The sequence below is a fragment of the Massilia sp. CT11-137 genome (genome assembly GCF_047302885.1).
In the GTDB taxonomy this organism is placed as follows: domain Bacteria; phylum Pseudomonadota; class Gammaproteobacteria; order Burkholderiales; family Burkholderiaceae_D; genus Telluria; species Telluria orientalis.
Genome location: NZ_JBKYMP010000002.1, coordinates 3,511,929 through 3,525,477 on the forward strand (window position 1 = coordinate 3,511,929; position 13,549 = coordinate 3,525,477).

18 protein-coding genes and 1 pseudogene are annotated in these 13,549 nt (G+C 66.8%); 9 read left to right on the forward strand and 10 right to left on the reverse strand.

The window, feature by feature from the left end:
- Positions 1–111 precede the first annotated feature (111 nt).
- The 4 genes from ACEN98_RS32415 to ACEN98_RS32430 all read left to right on the forward strand — a co-directional run bounded on the left by ACEN98_RS32415 (position 112) and on the right by ACEN98_RS32430 (position 2,709).
- Complete coding sequence (locus tag ACEN98_RS32415) at positions 112–1,077, forward strand: TerC family protein (protein WP_413389123.1); 966 nt, start codon at positions 112–114, stop codon at positions 1,075–1,077.
- A gap of 23 nt (positions 1,078–1,100) precedes the next feature.
- Positions 1,101–1,499, forward strand: a complete 399-nt coding sequence (locus tag ACEN98_RS32420) for a TerB family tellurite resistance protein (RefSeq protein ID WP_413388940.1) — start codon at positions 1,101–1,103, stop codon at positions 1,497–1,499.
- 75 nt (positions 1,500–1,574) lie between these two features.
- Complete coding sequence (locus ACEN98_RS32425; protein WP_413388941.1) at positions 1,575–2,156, forward strand: DUF6058 family natural product biosynthesis protein; 582 nt, start codon at positions 1,575–1,577, stop codon at positions 2,154–2,156.
- 88 nt (positions 2,157–2,244) lie between these two features.
- Positions 2,245–2,709, forward strand: coding sequence for a carboxymuconolactone decarboxylase family protein (locus tag ACEN98_RS32430; RefSeq protein WP_413388942.1), 465 nt, complete (start codon positions 2,245–2,247; stop codon positions 2,707–2,709).
- Here ACEN98_RS32430 and ACEN98_RS32435 read toward each other — a convergent pair whose 3' ends face one another.
- Entirely contained in the window at positions 2,710–3,075 is a 366-nt protein-coding gene (locus tag ACEN98_RS32435) for a VOC family protein (RefSeq protein WP_413388943.1), read from the reverse strand.
- A gap of 71 nt (positions 3,076–3,146) precedes the next feature.
- A complete protein-coding gene (locus ACEN98_RS32440) occupies positions 3,147–4,004 on the reverse strand; it encodes a hypothetical protein (protein WP_413388944.1) in 858 nt (285 codons plus the stop codon).
- 100 nt (positions 4,005–4,104) lie between these two features.
- Here ACEN98_RS32440 and ACEN98_RS32445 point away from each other — a divergent pair, with 100 nt between their 5' ends.
- From ACEN98_RS32445 to ACEN98_RS32455, 3 genes are all read left to right on the forward strand, one after another.
- Positions 4,105–4,314, forward strand: a complete 210-nt coding sequence (locus ACEN98_RS32445) for a hypothetical protein (RefSeq protein ID WP_413388945.1) — start codon at positions 4,105–4,107, stop codon at positions 4,312–4,314.
- 200 nt (positions 4,315–4,514) lie between these two features.
- Positions 4,515–4,982 carry an SRPBCC family protein gene (locus ACEN98_RS32450; protein ID WP_413388946.1) on the forward strand — a complete coding sequence of 156 codons (468 nt, stop codon included), beginning with the start codon at positions 4,515–4,517 and terminating at the stop codon, positions 4,980–4,982.
- A complete protein-coding gene (locus ACEN98_RS32455; protein WP_413388947.1) occupies positions 4,969–5,325 on the forward strand; it encodes an ArsR/SmtB family transcription factor in 357 nt (118 codons plus the stop codon). Before ACEN98_RS32450 ends, ACEN98_RS32455 begins: the two co-directional genes overlap by 14 nt.
- 12 nt (positions 5,326–5,337) lie before the next feature.
- On the opposite strand, the pseudogene ACEN98_RS32460 reads toward ACEN98_RS32455, so the two are convergent.
- The 5 genes and pseudogenes from ACEN98_RS32460 to ACEN98_RS32480 all read right to left on the reverse strand — a co-directional run.
- A pseudogene (locus tag ACEN98_RS32460) lies at positions 5,338–5,577 on the reverse strand (4-oxalocrotonate tautomerase); the annotation flags it as partial.
- A 347-nt stretch (positions 5,578–5,924) separates the two neighbouring features.
- Positions 5,925–6,179 (reverse strand): hypothetical protein, encoded by a 255-nt coding sequence (locus ACEN98_RS32465; protein ID WP_413388948.1) that lies wholly within the window; start codon positions 6,177–6,179, stop codon positions 5,925–5,927.
- Between the two features lie 114 nt (positions 6,180–6,293).
- Complete coding sequence (locus tag ACEN98_RS32470; RefSeq protein WP_413388949.1) at positions 6,294–6,602, reverse strand: hypothetical protein; 309 nt, start codon at positions 6,600–6,602, stop codon at positions 6,294–6,296.
- Between the two features lie 124 nt (positions 6,603–6,726).
- Positions 6,727–7,620 (reverse strand): arginase family protein, encoded by an 894-nt coding sequence (locus tag ACEN98_RS32475; RefSeq protein WP_413388950.1) that lies wholly within the window; start codon positions 7,618–7,620, stop codon positions 6,727–6,729.
- A complete protein-coding gene (locus ACEN98_RS32480) occupies positions 7,617–8,378 on the reverse strand; it encodes a DUF6597 domain-containing transcriptional factor (protein WP_413388951.1) in 762 nt (253 codons plus the stop codon). Before ACEN98_RS32480 ends, ACEN98_RS32475 begins: the two co-directional genes overlap by 4 nt.
- Before the next feature lie 263 nt (positions 8,379–8,641).
- Between ACEN98_RS32480 and ACEN98_RS32485 the strand changes: the two genes are divergently transcribed.
- Positions 8,642–9,229, forward strand: coding sequence for a hypothetical protein (locus tag ACEN98_RS32485; RefSeq protein ID WP_413388952.1), 588 nt, complete (start codon positions 8,642–8,644; stop codon positions 9,227–9,229).
- A 2-nt stretch (positions 9,230–9,231) separates the two neighbouring features.
- Here ACEN98_RS32485 and ACEN98_RS32490 read toward each other — a convergent pair whose 3' ends face one another.
- Positions 9,232–9,822: a protein-S-isoprenylcysteine O-methyltransferase gene (locus tag ACEN98_RS32490; RefSeq protein WP_413388953.1), complete on the reverse strand. Its 591-nt coding sequence runs from the start codon at positions 9,820–9,822 to the stop codon at positions 9,232–9,234.
- Positions 9,823–9,959: 137 nt separating this feature from the next.
- On the opposite strand from ACEN98_RS32490, the gene ACEN98_RS32495 reads away from it, so the two are divergent.
- Positions 9,960–10,313 (forward strand): translation initiation factor Sui1, encoded by a 354-nt coding sequence (locus ACEN98_RS32495; RefSeq protein WP_413388954.1) that lies wholly within the window; start codon positions 9,960–9,962, stop codon positions 10,311–10,313.
- Here ACEN98_RS32495 and ACEN98_RS32500 read toward each other — a convergent pair whose 3' ends face one another.
- Together ACEN98_RS32500 and ACEN98_RS32505 are read right to left on the reverse strand one after the other, a co-directional pair.
- The gene (locus tag ACEN98_RS32500) at positions 10,314–12,698 is read right to left on the reverse strand and encodes a DNA polymerase II (RefSeq protein WP_413388955.1); all 2,385 of its coding nucleotides are present in this window, start codon (positions 12,696–12,698) and stop codon (positions 10,314–10,316) included. It abuts the gene before it with no gap.
- Entirely contained in the window at positions 12,691–13,488 is a 798-nt protein-coding gene (locus ACEN98_RS32505) for a ferritin-like domain-containing protein (protein WP_413388956.1), read from the reverse strand. The genes ACEN98_RS32500 and ACEN98_RS32505 overlap by 8 nt, the downstream gene beginning before the upstream one ends.
- Positions 13,489–13,549 lie beyond the last annotated feature (61 nt).

The following is a 13,549-nucleotide window of genomic DNA, read 5'->3' on the forward strand; positions in this document are numbered from 1 at the left end:
AACACATCGAGAAAGTCGATGAATGATGAAAGATAACACGATTAGTCCGATCTTTAACCGGCGTCTATAGTGAACGTTCAAATCAACGGCAACGATGACCGGAGGGCGATGATGAACGGAATCGAGACTATTGCGAGCGGCCCGATGTGGGCCGGTTTCGTCGGGTTCGTGTTGGTGATGCTCGCGCTGGACTTGTTCGTGTTCGGCGGCAACAAGGCGCACAAGGTGGGAGTGAAGGAAGCGGGCCTGTGGTCGATAGCATGGGTCAGCATGGCGCTGCTGTTCAACGGCGGCCTGTGGTGGTACCTGAAGACGACGGTCGGCGCCGACGTGGCCGACCAGAAGGCGCTCGAATTCCTGTCCGGCTACCTCATCGAAAAGGCGCTCTCGGTCGACAACATCTTCGTGTTCCTGATGATCTTCACCGCCTTCCAGGTACCCCAGCAATACCAGCGCCGGGTGCTCGTCTACGGCGTCCTCGGCGCCATCGTCATGCGCGCCGTCATGATCGGCGCCGGCGCGTGGGTCGTGAGCGAATTCAGCTGGGTGCTGTACGTGTTCGGCGCCTTCCTGCTGCTGACGGGCATGCGCATGCTGGTCGCGGCCGACAAGGAACCGGACGTCAAGCAGAGTCCCGTCATGCGCTTCGCGCGCAAGCACCTGCGCGTGGCGGAAGGCGACCATGGCGAGAAATTCTTCGTGGCCGCAAACGGGCTCCGCTACGTGACGCCGCTGTTCCTCGTGCTGCTGCTGATCGAAGCGACGGACCTGATCTTCGCGGTGGACTCGATCCCGGCGATCTTCGCCATCACGACGGACCCGTTCATCGTCTTCACGTCGAACCTGTTCGCGATCCTGGGCTTGCGTGCCCTGTACTTCCTGCTCGTCGACATGGCCGACCGTTTCCACCTGCTGAAGTACGGCCTGGCGATGGTGCTGACCTTCATCGGCGCGAAGATGCTGATCATGCCCTGGTATCACATGCCGGTGCAGGCGTCGCTGACCGTCGTCGCCGTGCTCATTGCCGGCAGCTGTATCGCCAGCCTGTACGTCGCGCGCAAGCACGACGCCAACTAATGTCTTTTTACTGGAGAACCGAAATGCGCTCATACCCCAAGAACAGCCCCCGCGCCGCCGGCCGCCTGCTGGCCCTGACGATGATCGTGGACGGCAACGTCGCCCTCAGCGAGCTGAAGGCCGTCTACCGTTCGCGGATCCTGGACCACATCGCGCTGGAGGACGACGAGTTCGACGCCGTCCTGCACGAGTTGTGCAACGACCTGCTCGCGACGGCGCACCACGGCAACGTGCACGTCGACACGGCGACGATCGATGCCTTCCTCGACGACGTCGACGCGCCCGAACTGCGCCGCAACCTGCTGGGCGCCATGTGGCGCCTCGCCGATGCCGACGGCTGGCTGGCCGACGCGGAAGCCGTCGTGCTGAACCGGGCCGCGATCCGCTGGGGCGCCGAATCGGGCTTCGTCACCGCGCACTGACAGGGCTTGCATGTGCCGGCGGATGCTTCGGCCGCGGCCGAAGCGTCGCGCACCGGCTCCCGCTAGCATGGGCGCATGGAACTCATCGACTACCTGCACACCCATTTCCTCACCCGCGGGCAGCTGCTCGCGGCCTGCGCCACCGACGGTGCCCGCCTGGATGCGTTCACGGCCGCGGGTACGATGCCCGCGCCGTCGTACCGGCTTCGGGTCCGCATCGATTGCACGTCGTACTTCGGCGACCACGCGGAAGACCACGCGCTCGACTGGTTTGCCAAAGGCTATGTCGAGTGGCTCCATGTGCTGCTGGATGGCGCCCAGGATCCGTACAGGCTGTTCGCGGCGCGCTACCGGGCGGCGCTGTACGCCCTGCCCCTGTTCGACCTGGAAGCGACGGACGAGCACCTGCGCAGCGAATGGCAGCACTTCATCGCGGGCACATACGGCCTGTGCACGCGCTCCGGCCTGCCCGAGGACATCGCGGCGAAGGAGCTGGCGATCCACGTCATCCGGGCGCTGACCGATGACGGCCGGGTACTCGACGCGGATGAGCTGGAACGGCTGGCCTGGGCGCGCGCCCTGCTGGACCGCGCGAGCAGCCCGTTCGCCCCGCACGAACGGGCACGCAGCTCGCGCGCGCGATACGGTTTGAAATAATTCGCGCTACCTGTCACAAAGCCGGGAGCCGTTCCGTCTAATGGTGAGAGGGCTGCATGTCGCAGCCCCGCCAACGAAAGGAACCATCATGTCGCACGCTGCCCGCATCAACCTGTTCACCCTGGCCCCGTCCGCGCTGAAGGCCATGATCAACCTGTCCCAGACCGTCAAGCAGGGAGCGCTGGGCCCGCGCCTCGTGGAACTCGTCAACCTGCGCGTCTCGCAGCAGAACGGCTGCGGCGTTTGCGTCGACATGCACTGGCGCGACCTGATCAAGCAGGGGGCCGACCCGCGCCACCTGAACAGCGTGGCCGCCTGGCGCGAATCGCCGTTCTTCAGCGAACGCGAACGGGCCGCGCTGGCCTGGGCCGACGCCGTCAACGCCCTGCCCCACCGCGACGACACGGACGCTGCCTGGCCCGCACTGCGCGAACATTTCAGCGAGGGCGAGATCGCGGAACTGGGCTATACGATCGCCGTCATCCGGGGCTGGAACGCGATCAACCTGTCGCTGCGCAACCCGATCCCGGTCGAGCCGCCGGCCGGCATGTAATCAGCGCACGGCGGCGGGGTCGAACAGCGGACTCTCGATGAGGCCGAGGACATTGCCGAACGGGTCCTGCAATTCCGCGACCTTGATGCCCTCGCCCACCTCCTGGATCGCCGCGTGGACGGTGGCGCCGAGGCCGACGATGCGCTCGACCTCGCCCGCGATGTCGTCCACGCCCCAGAACGTCGTCGACCCCGTGGTGCCCGGCGTGCCGTCCGGGACGAGCCCAAGCTCGAACCCGCCGATGGCGAAACCGACGTAGAACGGCTGGTCGAAATAAGGCTGGACGCCGAACACGTCGGCGAACCAGGCTTTGGCGCGGCCGAGGTCGGCCACGGGATAGGTCACGGTGCGCAATCCTTTGATCATGGTGTCTCCTGTCGTAAAGGCGTCATGATGCCCGATGCGCGCGGCCGTGGATTGGAAAAATGGAAAGCGGATCAGAGCAAGGCGTCGATCTGCGGCGTGATCTGCGCCTGCAGGCCGACGAGATCGACCGTCGTGCCCTGGCCGTGCGCGACGGCCGTGTAGATGCCGTCGCCGTTCCCATCATGAAAAACCTCGTAGTAGGCGTGATTGCCGCGGGTGATCGTCTCCACGACATAGCCCGCGGCCGCCTGCGCGTACGTGACGGTGGATCCCAGGTGGACGTCGACCGTCGTGCCGTCCGGCTTGACCGCCCGGGCCCCCGTGACCGTCACGCCGTCGAACGTGAAGCGCATGCGTTCGTATGGCTCGACGTCCAGCGCCGTCGCCGCCGTCCCCACCGGCACCACGGTCAGCGTTTCCGACGCGAGCTTGTACGTCGTACCGTTCGTCGTCGTGTACGTCAGCGTCTCCAGCGTATTGCCGCGGATGGCCGTTTCCGTGACGGCGCTGCCGGCGACCGTGAACACGCTCGCGGCCAGGTCGCCGACAGCCACGTCGTGGGTCCATCCCGACGTGCCGAACGTCTGGGTCATGCCCGTCACGGCGCCCTCGGCCACCGAGAAACCGTAGGTCGGCGTGTTCGCGGCGGTCGTGTCGAAGCTGCGCACTTCCTGCGTCAGGTGATACAGGGCGGCGTCGGCCGCGTCCACCGACCAGGTCAGCGTCGCCGTGGCCGCGCCGCGGGTCAGCGTCTCCGTGACGGTGCCGGTGCCGACGCTGAACGTCGCGTCGGCGGGCAGGCTGGCTACGATGGTCCGGCTGCCGATCACGTGTTCGAGGCCGGTGACCTGGCCATCGGTGATCGTGAACCTGACGTCGGCGGTTGCCAGTTCGTCGGCCAGGCGGCCGGCCGGGGGATGGTCGCGCATAGGGGGCTCCTTTCATGTCCGGGATGGTGCGAAAAGGATAAGGCGCTCGTCTGTAAAATGGCGTTAAGACCCATCCTCACAAGTGTTACGAGATATTGCGATGCCCACCCGACACCCCGTGACGCCCGACGGCCGCTATTTCGTCGTCGCGGGCCGCCTCTGGCGCATGAGCAATCCGGACCTCGATCCGGCCACGCGGCAGGCACTCGTCGACCGCCTGATGCGCGCGCGGCGCGCGGTCGGCGCCGCGAAGAAGGAGGGAGACGCGCAGGCGGAGCGGCATGCGCGCGATGACGTCGACGCGGCGTAGCGCGCCCTCAGCGAGCGCGGCCCCGCGTGGTGGACGGACGGCGCGCCCGATTACAACCGGCGGCTCGTCGGCAACACGCCGTACGCGGACTGGTACGCCGCGCTTCATCTTCCGTGAGTTGCGTATTCGCGCTGCCTGTCCTACACTGCGCGATAAGCAACCATCTGGTTGCATATTAAAACACGCCAAGGAGAGCCATCATGGAGCACGCATCCGATACCGACCGCATCGAACGCAGCATCGTCATCGACGCGCCGCGCGCAAAAGTGTGGAACGCGCTGGCCGACGCCGAGGCCTTCGGCAACTGGTTCGGCGCCGACCTGAAGGGCCAGACGTTCGCGCCGGGCCAGCGTGCACGCGGGCACATCACCTACCCGGGCCACGAACACCTCCATTTCGACGTGGTCATCGACCGTATGCAGCCGCTCGAACTGCTGTCCTTCCATTGGCATCCCTACGCCATCGATCCTGCCGTCGACTACAGCGCGGAACAGCCGACGCTCGTGACGTTCACGCTCGCCGACGCCGGAAACAACCGCACCCTGCTGACGATCGTGGAATCGGGATTCGACAACGTCCCGCCACACCGTCGGCTGGAAGCGTTCCGCATGAACGGCGCCGGCTGGGATGCGCAGCTGACGAACATCGTCCGCCATGTCGCGGCCTGACACCGCGCTGCGCGACCTGGTCGATGCCGGTCCGGCGCTGGCGAACGTGTTCGCGGCGCTGGGAGACGCCACGCGGTTGACGCTCGTCGCGACGCTTTGCGCGGGCGGAGCCCTCTCGATCGCGCAGCTGACCGCCAGCACGCACATCAGCCGGCAGGGTGTGACCAAGCATATGCAGGTCCTCGCCCAGGCCGGCATCGTCCACGACGTCAAGGTCGGACGGGAGCGGAGATGGACGCTGGACACGGCGCAGCTGGACGCCGCCAGGCGCACGCTGGAAGTCATCGGCCGTGAGTGGGACGTCGCCCTGGCGCGGCTCAAGGCGTTCGTCGAATCGGAATGATCCCGGCAGGCGTTATCCGCAGTGATATCGGTATTCCTGGGTATGCGCGCCGTAGCCGTAGGAAGCGGCGCGGACGTCCCGCACGTGGATGCAGCTTAACGCGTACAGGTTGCACAGGATGCCGGCGATGCCGTCGAACGCTTCCCGTATGTGCCGCGCCTTGTCGTCCTTCGTATTCGTCTCGTCGGTGATCTTGATGTCGAAGTAGAAGCTGCTCTTGCCTTGCTCGGTGAGCGACCTGCCGCCGACGATCGTGCTCGCGCAGCCGTCGGAGGACTACCTCGTGAACACCCTGCCAAACGCCAGCTTTCGTCCACTCGTGGAGCCGGCGCCAACAAGCCATGCCACTGCCGCAGCCGGGTTCGCGTGGCACCTATTCCCACGGTATCCCGGTTAGGGTCGCGCGATCGTTGATACGTTGCCATCCGCCCTTCGGCGATCTGCTGTGAATCGGGAGATGCGCTGCTGCGAGCGACCAAAGGTCTTCGGGGAGAAGTGCTTGGACCATGGCATCAGTCCGTCTGGGAACACGGCCGCGATCTTCGCTGCAGAACTACGGCCGTGTAAGTCGGCTATCGACCCGATGCGGACCCAGGAGATTAGTGATCGTATTTTTCCAAGAAGTCATCAATTTCTTGGTCCGTTGCAGCCCAGTTGGTACCACGGGCCTCATACATGCAGACAAGTCCAAGCAGCTCTATCAAGCTTTCGGCCTGAAAACGCAAGCCGTCTTTCTCGGCGTACCAGCCGTCATTTCCCGGTGCGGTAACGGTGTAATCCTTCTGGTTGAGGACAAGGTAGGCCGGGACTTCCACGTTGGCAGCCGCGCAGAGCAAAGGTTGGGCTTGGGCCATATAAATACTCCAATGAGTCCGAGGTCTGGTTGTCTTGGGAGGCGCCTACGTCTGCTCCTGGTCGTACTCGGCCGTTCAGTGTACAGCAACCTGTCGACCCAAAGCGGACATTCGCTATCGTAGTCTTGAGCCGTTTGGATTCACTGCTTCCTCATCGCGACGGGTGGGATAGTAGACCTTCTTGTGTTCGCACTCGTAGAAGAGAATTCCATGAATGCCCATCGCTTGGGGCTTTGGCACACGACGCTTCCAAATCTCGGTGAAAGCGGCATCTAAAGCTTGGGGCGGCTGCGCCTGGTAGACCTCATCGATAAATGCTACATCTGTGCCATTCGGAAAGATGAGTCCAAACTCCTCGTCAGTCGCAGCGAAAATGTCATAGACCGCGTTGTCGGCCCCATCAAAAACTTGAATATTCTTCACTTAGCATTCCTGTTCAACGGCCGCTCTTGGCCGATAGCCGACGGTCGGCACGGCTCAGTGTACCCGGCTGTTACCTGTAGAACAACTAGGCGGTTTTGTTAGGCGCTCCAATTCCGGCGTCGGGTCAGCGCCCGAACGGCAGCCTGCCCAGCAGCCCGACGAGCGTGCGGGCATGGCGTCCGTCCGGATCGAGCTCGGGATCGAACACGGTGACGGTCATGCCGATGCAGCGTGCGTCGGACAGGAGGCCGGACAGGATCGCCACGAGATCGTCCGGCGCGATGCCCGGCGCGCCCGGGCTGTCGACCGCGGGCATCACGGCTTCGTCGAGCACGTCGACGTCCAGGTGAATCCAGAAGCGCTTGTCCAGGCGTTGCCGCGTGCGATCCAGCACGGCCTGCGGCCCGATCTCGTTCGCCGTGAACACGTCGATGCGTTCGAAGCCGGTGTCGTTCACGTCCGCCCAGGCGAAGTCGGGACGCCGCCCGTCCCGCTCGCCGATCTGAACGACGTCGCGATCCCGCACCAGGGGCGACTCCACGCCGGGCCAGTCGGTCATCAGCGCCTCGCCGCGGCCCGTGGCCAGCGCGAGGTCCATGCCCGCGACGGCACCCGGCATGCTGTCCGGATCGTAGTTGCCCGGGTGGCGGAAATCGCTGTGGCCATCCACGTGGACGAGCGCCAGCGGCCCGCGGCGCCGCGCGCCGGCCAGTGCCCCCAGCAGGATCGAGCAGTCGCCGCCGACGACCAACGCGAATTCGCCGCGCGCACCGGCCGCCGCCACGTGGTCGGCCAGGGCCAGGTTGAAGTCACGCATCGCGAAGCCGTTGCGCAGCCGCGTGCCGGGATCGGGCCCCGGCTTCCAGGACGGCCGTGGCATGACGATGGGCGCGCCGCCGCCCACGGCGTCCAGCAGGCCGGCTTCGATCAAGGCGGCGGGTGCGCGCCATGTGCCGGGTTCGTGGCCGGGGCGGAGGGGGCGGAGTCCGAGATTCGATGGGGCGGCAATGACGATCATGGCGCGCCATGCAGGAAGGAGTCCGGGGTGGCGTCGGCGAACTGGCGGAACGCGTGGATGAGATGCGACTGGTCGTAGTAGCCGCAATCGACCGCGAGGCGCGCCCAGTCCACGCCGGCGTCCCGGCCGCGCAGCGTCGCGTGCGCGCGGCGGAAGCGGCACACCATGGCGAAGGTCTTCGCATGCAGGCCCACGCGTTCGCGGAACAGCGTGGCGAGGTGCTGGCGCGTGACGCCCAGGCCATCCGCCAGCGTGTCGATACGCACGGCCCCGCCGCTTGCCTCGATCCGCAGGACGGCTGCCCGCGCGAGCGCATCCGCCCGCGCCGGTCCGCGCGTGCGCAGGCGCGCGAGTAACGCCTGTTCGATGATGGCAAGGCGCTGTGCCGTCGTGCGCTCGCGCTCCCACAAGTCGGCCGCCAGCGCTTCCGCGTCGGCACGCGGCCACAGGTCGGCCAGGGCTGGATGGCCGTCCTGCAATTCGGACAGCGGGACGTCGACGAAGGCACGCGCGGCGCCGGGCAGGAAGCGCACGGCCACCGTCAGCACCGGATCACGCATCTCGACATGGTGCGGACGCGACATCATGCCCGCCACCTTGCCGAGCGGCCAGGAATCTTGCCACAGGATGTCGATGCAATTGTCGGGCAGCACGCGCGTGCGCACGGGCGCACCGTCCGGGACGGCGTGGCTCGTCCACAGGCAGGCTACGTGGCCGGCCAGCGCGGGATGCGGCGGGAATTCGCGGTACAGGTGCATGGTGGCGTCAGTATGGCACGCGCCGTGCCGTGGCCTTCACGCCGAGCGCGATGGCGGCGGCAAGCTGGATCCATGGCCTGGATGATGTCGTCATGCACGTCTCCCGATGTCGAGCCGTGATGGTGCCACGGCCGCCAACGCCAAAGTGCACGCATTCTCACCGGACCCTATCAGAATGGACAGGAAGGCCGCGCTGGCGGGTTGCGTATTGACGCCTATACTGACTTGATTCGTCTTCAGCCACCGACCCTGGGAGACACAGCATGAACGCAGCCCACCGCACCTGCCTTGCATTCGCCCTCGCCGCCGCCAGCGCGGCACCGTACGCCGCCGCACCCGGCCCGTTCCCGGACAGCGACATGGACGCCGCCACCGCATTGAGCGACACCAACAGCCGCGCCATGCGCGGCCGCGAAATCGTGCCGCCCGGCGTGATCCTGAACCTGAAGGGCAAGCAGAGGAACCTCGTGTGGCAGGGCAGCTATATCGTCAACACGACGGGCTGCATCGACTGCCATACGCACCCGACGTATTCGCCCGGCGGCGATCCGTTCCAGGGCCAGCCCGAGCGCGTGAATGCCGAGCAATACATGTCCGGCGGGCGCCAGTTCGGCCCCTTCACGGCACCGAACCTCACGCCGGACAACGCGGGCCGCCCGGCCGGCCTCACGCGCGAGGAATTCGTGAAGACACTGCGCACGGGCCACAATCCGCACGACCCGGCCGGCCAGATCCTGCAGGTGATGCCGTGGCCGGCCGTCGGCAAGATGACGACGCGGGACCTGTACGCCATCTACGAATACCTGCGCGCGATTCCATCGTTGCCGGACGACCCGAATCCGGGGCCCTGACCTTATTGCCTGACGGACGGCAGCAGGCGCTTGGTACGCGCCTTGTAGTCGGCATAGGCTTGGCCGAAATGCTCCAGCATCATGTCTTCCTCGTGCTCGATGCGCGAGGCATACAGGATGCTGAATGCGAGCAGGAACGCCGGCCCCACGACGGCGTTCCCGATCAGCAGCAGTTGCGCGGTGGCGATGAGGAACAGGGCCGTGTACATCGGATGCCGTATGCGGCTGTAGATGCCTTCGGAGACCAGGTGGTGCGCTTCCTTGACCTGGAGCGTCGGCGAGAACTGCCGGCCCAGGTCGCGGTGCGATTTCCAGAACAGGAAGACGCCCAGCACCGCAAGCGCGGCGCCGGGGCCGCCGACGATGGGCCGTACCACGTAGTCGGCGAAATCGAACCATGGCGTGAAGAGGTACAGGAACGGCAGCGTCGTCGAGCCCGTGAACACGAGCAGCAGGCAAAACTTCTCGAACACCCCTTCGCGCGATTCGACGGCCCTGGTGTTCCTGTGCCTGATTTCGAGCGGCGCGCGGATGGCGAAACAGGCACAGAACATCGCGAGAAAGACCGCATCGAACATGCCGGCATGATGCATGACCACCCCCTGTTGTTTTCGTTGAACCCCGCGCCGGATAGTAACATCGTATTTACAGAAGTGCACGACCGGGATGGGAGACGCCGAGCGGACCGGGCTGGTAAACTCACGGGAATAGCCATCACTCACGACACACCATGAAGCATTCGAACGGAGGCCTCGTCTATTCCACCGAGAGCGGCCGCATGTGCCCCGGCTGCCGGCAGCCGGTCGCGGCGTGCACCTGCAAGACCGGCCCGGCACTCGTCGGCGACGGCAACGTGCGCGTCGCGCGCCAGACGAAGGGCCGCGGCGGCAAGGCCGTCACGCTCGTCAAGGGACTGGCGCTCGATGCCGCCGCCCTCGCCGCGCTGGGCAAGCAGCTGCGCACCGCGTGCGGTTCGGGCGGCACCGTGAAGGACGGCGTGATCGAGGTCCAGGGCGACCACTGCGACCGCATCATGGAAGAACTGACGACGCTCGGCCACCGGCCGAAGCGCGCCGGCGGTTGATCAGAACAGCGCGCCCTGCGGACTGGTAAGCCTCGTGAAACTGTCGTCCAAAAACGGCAGGATGCCGTCCGCGATGGGTTCCAGCTGCTTCGTCAGGTAGTGTTCGTAGTCGATGGGCGTGCGGCTCGTGTCCAGCGTCTCCAGCGGTTCCGGTCCCGCCGTCGTCATCACGTAGCGGATCCAGCCGCCGTTGCGGTATTGCGCGGGCCGGCCCTGGCGCACGTGGAATTCGGCCGCGGCGCGCGCCGCGCGCACGTGCGGCGGCACGTTGCGCTCATACTCCACCAGCGGGCGGCGCAGGCGCTTGCGGTACACGAGCTGCCCGTCCAGGTCGCCCCGGAGGGTTCGCGCCACGTAGTCGCGCACGTAGTCCTCGTACGGCTCGCCGCGGAACACGCGCCCGTAGAGCTCCTGCTGGAACGCCTGCGCGAGCGGCGTCCAGTCCGTGCGGACCGTCTCCAGGCCCTTGAACACGAGGTCGTCGCTGCCGTCCTTGCGGCGCACGAGGCCCGCGTAGCGTTTCTTGCTGCCCTCGTCCGAGCCGCGCACGGTGGGCATCAGGAACCGGCGGAAGTGCGTCTCGTATTCGAGTTCGAGCGCGCTTTCCAGGCGCAGTTCGTTGTGCAGATAATCGCGCCACCATGCGTTCACATGGTCCACGAGCGCGCGGCCGATGCGTTCCGCGGCGTCGTCCGCATGCGCGCGCCCGAGCCACACGAACGTCGAATCCGTGTCGCCGTAGATCACCTGGTAGCCCTGCGCCTCGATCAGTTCACGGGTGCGGTGCATGATCTCGTGGCCGCGCATCGTGATCGACGACGCCAGGCGCGAGTCGAAGAACCGGCACGCCGTCGTGCCAAGCACCCCGTACATCGAGTTCATGATGATCTTTAAAGCCTGCGACAGCGGCGCGTTGCGTTCGCGCTTGGCGGCATCGCGGCCCTGCCACACGCGCGTGACGATGCCGGGCAGGCAGTGCTGCGTGCGCGAGAAGCGCGCGCCGCGGAAGCCCGGCACCGTGTCCGCTTCCGGCTCCTCGAGGCCCGCGACGAGGCCGACCGGATCGATCAGGAACGTGCGGATGATCGACGGGTACAGGCTTTTATAGTCCAGCACCAGCACCGAGTCGTACAGCCCGGAGCGCGAATCCATCACGAACCCGCCGGGACTGTCCGCGCCCGGCACGTCGCCGATGTTCGGCGCCACGCGGCCCAGCCGGTGCATCAGCGGGATGTACGCGTGCTCGAACGCGGCGACGGAACCGCCGCTGCGGTCGGCCGCCATGCCCGTCACGCTGGCGCGCTCCAGCAGGAAGGTCATCAGGTCCGATTTCGCGAAGATGCGCGTGACGAGCACGCAGTCCTGCAGGTTGTATGTCGCGAGCGCCGGCTTGTCCTCGGCGAACATGCGGTCGATTTCCGCCATGCGGTCGTACGGGTTGTCGATCGCCTTGCCCTCGCCCAGCAGGCTTTGCGCCACGTGCTCCAGCGAGAACGACGGGAAGCTCCACGTCGCCCCGCGCAGCGCCTCGATGCCGTCGATAACGAGGCGCCCGGCGATGCCGGCGAAGTAATGCTCCTGCCGGCCGCCGTGTTCGCGCCATTCGATCGCGCTGCCGTCGCGGCCGAGGCGCAGCGGGCGCTGCATCTGCTGCGCGTGCTGCTGCAGCACGCGCAGGTCGAACTGGACGAGGTTCCAGCCGATGATCGCGTCCGGATCGAACCGCCGGATCCAGTCTTCCAGCCGGTCGAGCAGGTCGCGCCGCGTGGCCACGACCTCGTAGTCGAAATCGAGCCCGGACGCATCGCCGTTCGCCGGGCCAAGCATGTAGACCTGGCGCTGGCCGCAGCCCTCGAGCGCGATCGAACGCAGCTCGCCCTGCATCGTCGTCTCGATGTCCAGCGAGACGGTCGACAGCACGGGGCGGTAGTCCTGCGCCGGCGTCAGGCGCGCGTCCACGAGGAGCTGCGGATCGTGCGGGTCGGGCGTGCCCGTGAACGTGACGGGCGCCATGATGAAGCGCTCCATCAGGTAGCGTTCGGGCGGACGGATATCGGCTTCATAGACGTCGATGCCGTGCTCGCGCAGGCGCTTTTCCAGGCGCAGGAGGTGGCGGTACTGCGTGCAGTACAGGCCCAGCACGGGACGGTGGCGGAAGTCGCACAGCGACAGCTCGCGCAGTTCCGCGCCCCGTTCGCGTGCGAGCAGCAGGCGCACCGTGTCGCCCTGCTCCGCCGGGACGAACGCGACGGCCGGCTGCGGCCCGAGACGCACGCGCCGTGGTCCGTCCGGCGTCGCGAGCCAGAACTCGACTTCGACGCCGGCGTCCGTATCGCGCCAGTGGCGCGTCAGCAGGAACCCCTGCGTGTCCATGGTGTCAGGCATCCGCGAGACGAGCCAGTTCCACTTCGGTGAAACCGGCCTGGCGCCGCGCCTCCACGTTGAAGGGGCCCTTCAGCACGGGCGCCTTGTACTGTACCGTCAGCGCATCGTAGGTGGCGACCGGTTCCAGGCCGCGCTGGGCGCAGAGATAAAAAAACCAGCGGTTGCCGATTTCCACGTGGCCCACCTCGTCGCGCAGCAGCACGTCGAGGATGCGGGCGGCCGCGTCGTCGCCGGCCTGCGCCAGCTTCGCGCGCAGCGGCGGGATGGCATCGAGGCCGCGCGCTTCCATCGTGCGCGGCACGAGGGCCATGCGCGCGAGGACGTCGCCGCTCGTCTTCGCGACCATCTCCCACAGGCTGTCGTGGCCGGGGAAATCGCCATAGGCCCATCCGAGCGTGCGCAAATGCGCCGCCAGCAGCGTGAAATGGTGGGCTTCCTCGGCCGCGACGCGCAGCCAGTCCGTGTAGTAGGCGTCCGGCATGCCCGGGAAGCGCCAGATCGCATCCAGCGCGAGGTTGACGGCATTGAACTCGATGTGGGCCAGCGCGTGGACGAGCATCGCGCGGCCTTCGTCCGTCGCCATCGAGCGGCGGCCGACGAGGCGCGGCGGCACGAGTTCCGGCCGCGCGGGACGGCCCGGAATGGCCGCGTCGCCCGCGCTGAGCACGGCGGCGCTGTCGAGCCGCACCGCCCCGGCGCGACAGGCGTCGGCCAGCGCGGCCACGCCCGCCGTCTTGGCGGCGGCATCCGTCTCGATCAATAATTCCAGCGCGCGGTCGCGAAGCGCCATCGTGGTCCTCTGCGGCAAAAGGCGGCAGTTTACCATTCGGCGCCCCGCGGCGCGAGACAGC

Bases quoted from the DNA above. Each gene is read 5' to 3' on its own strand.
- ACEN98_RS32415 (WP_413389123.1), top strand. From the start codon at position 112: ATGAACGGAATCGAGACTATTGCGAGCGGCCCGATGTGGGCCGGTTTC.
- ACEN98_RS32450 (WP_413388946.1), top strand. From the start codon at position 4,515: ATGGAGCACGCATCCGATACCGACCGCATCGAACGCAGCATCGTCATC.
- ACEN98_RS32495 (WP_413388954.1), top strand. From the start codon at position 9,960: ATGAAGCATTCGAACGGAGGCCTCGTCTATTCCACCGAGAGCGGCCGC.
- ACEN98_RS32475 (WP_413388950.1), bottom strand. From the start codon at position 7,620: ATGATCGTCATTGCCGCCCCATCGAATCTCGGACTCCGCCCCCTCCGC.
- ACEN98_RS32445 (WP_413388945.1), top strand. From the start codon at position 4,105: ATGCCCACCCGACACCCCGTGACGCCCGACGGCCGCTATTTCGTCGTC.
- ACEN98_RS32430 (WP_413388942.1), top strand. From the start codon at position 2,245: ATGTCGCACGCTGCCCGCATCAACCTGTTCACCCTGGCCCCGTCCGCG.
- ACEN98_RS32485 (WP_413388952.1), top strand. From the start codon at position 8,642: ATGAACGCAGCCCACCGCACCTGCCTTGCATTCGCCCTCGCCGCCGCC.
- ACEN98_RS32435 (WP_413388943.1), bottom strand. From the start codon at position 3,075: ATGATCAAAGGATTGCGCACCGTGACCTATCCCGTGGCCGACCTCGGC.
- ACEN98_RS32480 (WP_413388951.1), bottom strand. From the start codon at position 8,378: ATGCACCTGTACCGCGAATTCCCGCCGCATCCCGCGCTGGCCGGCCAC.
- ACEN98_RS32420 (WP_413388940.1), top strand. From the start codon at position 1,101: ATGCGCTCATACCCCAAGAACAGCCCCCGCGCCGCCGGCCGCCTGCTG.
- ACEN98_RS32440 (WP_413388944.1), bottom strand. From the start codon at position 4,004: ATGCGCGACCATCCCCCGGCCGGCCGCCTGGCCGACGAACTGGCAACC.
- ACEN98_RS32425 (WP_413388941.1), top strand. From the start codon at position 1,575: ATGGAACTCATCGACTACCTGCACACCCATTTCCTCACCCGCGGGCAG.
- ACEN98_RS32500 (WP_413388955.1), bottom strand. From the start codon at position 12,698: ATGCCTGACACCATGGACACGCAGGGGTTCCTGCTGACGCGCCACTGG.
- ACEN98_RS32490 (WP_413388953.1), bottom strand. From the start codon at position 9,822: ATGCATCATGCCGGCATGTTCGATGCGGTCTTTCTCGCGATGTTCTGT.
- ACEN98_RS32505 (WP_413388956.1), bottom strand. From the start codon at position 13,488: ATGGCGCTTCGCGACCGCGCGCTGGAATTATTGATCGAGACGGATGCC.
- ACEN98_RS32465 (WP_413388948.1), bottom strand. From the start codon at position 6,179: ATGGCCCAAGCCCAACCTTTGCTCTGCGCGGCTGCCAACGTGGAAGTC.
- ACEN98_RS32455 (WP_413388947.1), top strand. From the start codon at position 4,969: ATGTCGCGGCCTGACACCGCGCTGCGCGACCTGGTCGATGCCGGTCCG.